This is a genomic window from Bradyrhizobium sp. P5_C11_2, assembly GCF_054049755.1.
In genome coordinates, this window is sequence record NZ_JBFULT010000726.1 from 1 (window position 1) to 3,103 (window position 3,103).

The following is a 3,103-nucleotide window of genomic DNA, read 5'->3' on the forward strand; positions in this document are numbered from 1 at the left end:
CGCGCCAGCAGCGCCTGGCCCGCCTCGGTCCGGTCCATGCCGCGCGTGCCGCGGCGGAACAGCGGCGCGCCGACCTCGGCCTCCAACTTGCGGATCTGCACCGAGAGCGGCGGCTGGGCCATGCGCAGCCGCTCGGCAGCCTTGCCGACGCTGCGCGCCTCGGCCACGGCGACGAAATAGCGGAGCCGGCGAAGATCCATTGGCATACCGAAAACGTATGGGTTGGTGTCAAAAATCGTATTGGACGGCGAGTTAACAAAACTGTCATCATCGCTGTCAATGCTATCGGCCAATGAGGGCCGGCCTCGGAGCATGACCTGACGATGAACGGCGATCCCTGCCTGCTGTCCGCAACCGAACTGCGCGGCCTCATTGCCGGAAAGCGGATTTCGCCCGTCGAGGTCACCCGCGCCGTGCTGGCGCGCGCCGAGGCGCTCCAACCCGAGCTGAACTGCTTCATCACGATCTGCGGCGACGAGGCGATGGCGCAGGCGCGCGAGGCCGAGCGCAAAATGATGGCGGGCGAGCCGCTCGGCCTGCTGCACGGCATCCCCGTCACCGTCAAGGACATCGTCAACACCAGGGGCGTGAAGACCACCTTCGGCGCCGTTCCCTACAAGCACAATGTGCCGGCCGAGGATGCCGTGGCGGTCGCGCGGTTGCGCGCCGAAGGCGCCATCCTGATCGGCAAGACCACGACGCCCGAATTCGGCAGCAAGTGCCTGACCGACTCGCCGCTGTTCGGCCGCACCCGAAACGCGTGGGATGCGTGCCGTTCCTCCGGCGGCTCCAGCGGCGGCGCGGCGGTGGCGGTGGCCAGCGGCATCGCGCCGCTCGCGATTGCGACCGATGGCGGCGGCTCGACGCGGATTCCCGCCGCCTGCAACGGCGTGGTGGGCTTAAAGCAGAGCAACGGCGTGATCCCGCACAGCCAGGCCATGGATGTCTTCGGCAACCAGACCTATGTGACGCCGACCACCCGCACCGTCGCCGATACTGCGCTGATGATGCAGGCGATGGCCGGCGAGGATGCCTGCGATCCCTGGTCGATCAGCGTCCCCGTGCCCGATTTCATCGGCACGGCCGCCCCGCGCGGCGATCTGCGCGGGCAAAGGATCCTGTTCTGCGCTTCGCCGCCCGGGCGCCCGGTGTCCGCCGAAGTCGCGGCCAGCTTCAAGGCCAGCCTCGACCGGCTGGCGGGCCTCGGGGCCGAGCTCGAGGAGTTTTCCGGCGACGGCTTCGACATCGAGCCGATCTGGCGCGCCATCAACCACACCGTCTGGCGCACGCGCTTTGCAAAGCTCGCGGCCGAGCACAAGGACGAGCTGAGCGAAGCCTTCCTCAAGCAGCTTGCGCTCGCGACCGAGGTCAGCGGCGTCGACTACCAGGAGGCGATGTTCGCGCGCACCGCGCTGTTCCGCCGGGTGCAATCGCTGCTTGCGCGCGGCGATCTGCTGGCGATGCCGACCCTCACGCGCACCGCGCTGCCGATCAAGCAGGATCTGTTCGGCACCATCGAGATCGACGGCAAGCATTTCGACAGTGTCCGGCCGCATTGGTTCCCCTGGACCATGCCGTTCAACATGACCGGGCACCCCGCGGTCAGCCTGCTCAGCGGTTTCGCCCGCGACGGCCTGCCGATCGGGCTTCAGCTGGTCGGCCATTTCCGGGCTGATGCGGAATTGCTGCGCGTCAGCGCGCTGTTCGAGGCCTCGCACGACCTTCTGTCCCGCTGGCCGGCTTGAGGGGATGCGCATGCGGCAAAGCTCTTGCTTCCGGCGCCCGGACATGTTGATCGTGCCGCGGATGAGCCCTGAAACCGAGCGCGCATGAGCGTATTTGTCCTCCGACGCGTCCTGACCTTGCTGGCGACGCTGGTTGGCGCATCCCTGATCATTTTCCTGGTGCTGGACGCGCTTCCCGGCAACGCCGCGCAGATGCTGATGGGCGCGGACGCCTCGCCTGATGCGGTGCGCGCGCTCACCGTCAAGCTCGGGCTCGACCAGCCGCTGGCGGTGCGCTATTTGCAGTGGATCAAGGGGCTTCTGGTCGGCGATCTCGGCAACTCCTATGTCTACGGCACGCCGGTCGCGAGCCTGATCGCCGAGCGGCTGGTGCTGACGATTCCGCTCGCGATCATGGCCATGACGATCACGGTGACGCTGGCGCTCTCGGCCGGTATCTACACCGCCGCCAACCACAACAAGCTCGGCGATGTCGGCGTGATGGCGCTGACGCAGGTGGGCATTGCGCTGCCGAACTTCTGGTTCGCGATCCTCCTGGTCCTGCTGTTCGCGGTCAGGCTGCAATGGCTCTCCGCGGGCGGTTTTCCCGGCTGGGACGACGGTGTCTGGCTCGGCGTCAGATCACTGCTGTTGCCGGCGGTCTCGCTCGCGGTGGTGCAGGCCGCGATCCTGGCGCGCGTCACGCGCTCGGCCGTGCTTGAGGTGCTGCGCGAGGATTTCGTTCGCACCGCGCGCGCGAAGGGCCTCGGCAAGCGCGAGGTGCTGTGGAGCCACGTGCTGCGCAACGCCATGATCCCCGTCATGACGGTGATGGGCCTGCAATTCGCCAATCTGCTGGCCGGCACCATCGTGATCGAGAACGTGTTCTATCTGCCGGGTCTCGGCCGCCTGATCTTCCAGTCGATCGCCAATCGCGACCTCATCGTGGTGCGCAACTGCGTGATGCTGCTCGCGACCATGGTCGTCATCGTCAATTTCGTGGTCGACGTGCTCTATGCCTTCATCGATCCCCGCATCAAGGTGCACGACCTGTGAGCGCGCCGCTGACCACCCTCGTTGACGCGCCGGCCGTCACGCGTCCTCTGCCGGCCCGGACGCTCTGGCGCCGCGCGCTGCGTCATCGCAGCTTCGTGCTGGGCGGCGCACTCAGCCTGCTGGTGCTCGTCTCGGCGCTGCTGTCGCTGGTGTGGACGCCCTGGTCGCCTTACGAGATCGACATCGCCGCGAAGCTCAAGCCGCCGTCGGCGGCGCACTGGCTTGGCACCGATTCCTTCGGCCGCGACATCGTCTCGCTGCTGCTCGCCGGCGCACGCTCCACCATCATGGTCGGCATCATCGCGGTGAGCATCGGTCTCACC

The 3,103-nt window shown here is 67.4% G+C and carries 3 protein-coding genes and 1 pseudogene; 3 read left to right on the forward strand and 1 reads right to left on the reverse strand.

Going from position 1 to position 3,103, the window contains the following annotated elements:
* The coding region (locus ACXJL8_RS37575; protein ID WP_456686666.1) for a LysR family transcriptional regulator at positions 1-200 on the reverse strand (200 nt) is incomplete at its 3' end.
* A gap of 123 nt (positions 201-323) precedes the next feature.
* On the opposite strand from ACXJL8_RS37575, the gene ACXJL8_RS37580 reads away from it, so the two are divergent.
* The 3 genes and pseudogenes from ACXJL8_RS37580 to ACXJL8_RS37590 all read left to right on the forward strand — a co-directional run.
* Positions 324-1,745, forward strand: coding sequence for an amidase (locus ACXJL8_RS37580; protein WP_456617805.1), 1,422 nt, complete (start codon positions 324-326; stop codon positions 1,743-1,745).
* Between the two features lie 84 nt (positions 1,746-1,829).
* Positions 1,830-2,780, forward strand: a complete 951-nt coding sequence (locus tag ACXJL8_RS37585) for an ABC transporter permease (RefSeq protein WP_456617804.1) — start codon at positions 1,830-1,832, stop codon at positions 2,778-2,780.
* Positions 2,777-3,103 (forward strand): annotated as a pseudogene (locus ACXJL8_RS37590) (ABC transporter permease); the annotation flags it as partial. The gene ACXJL8_RS37585 and the pseudogene ACXJL8_RS37590, both read left to right, overlap by 4 nt.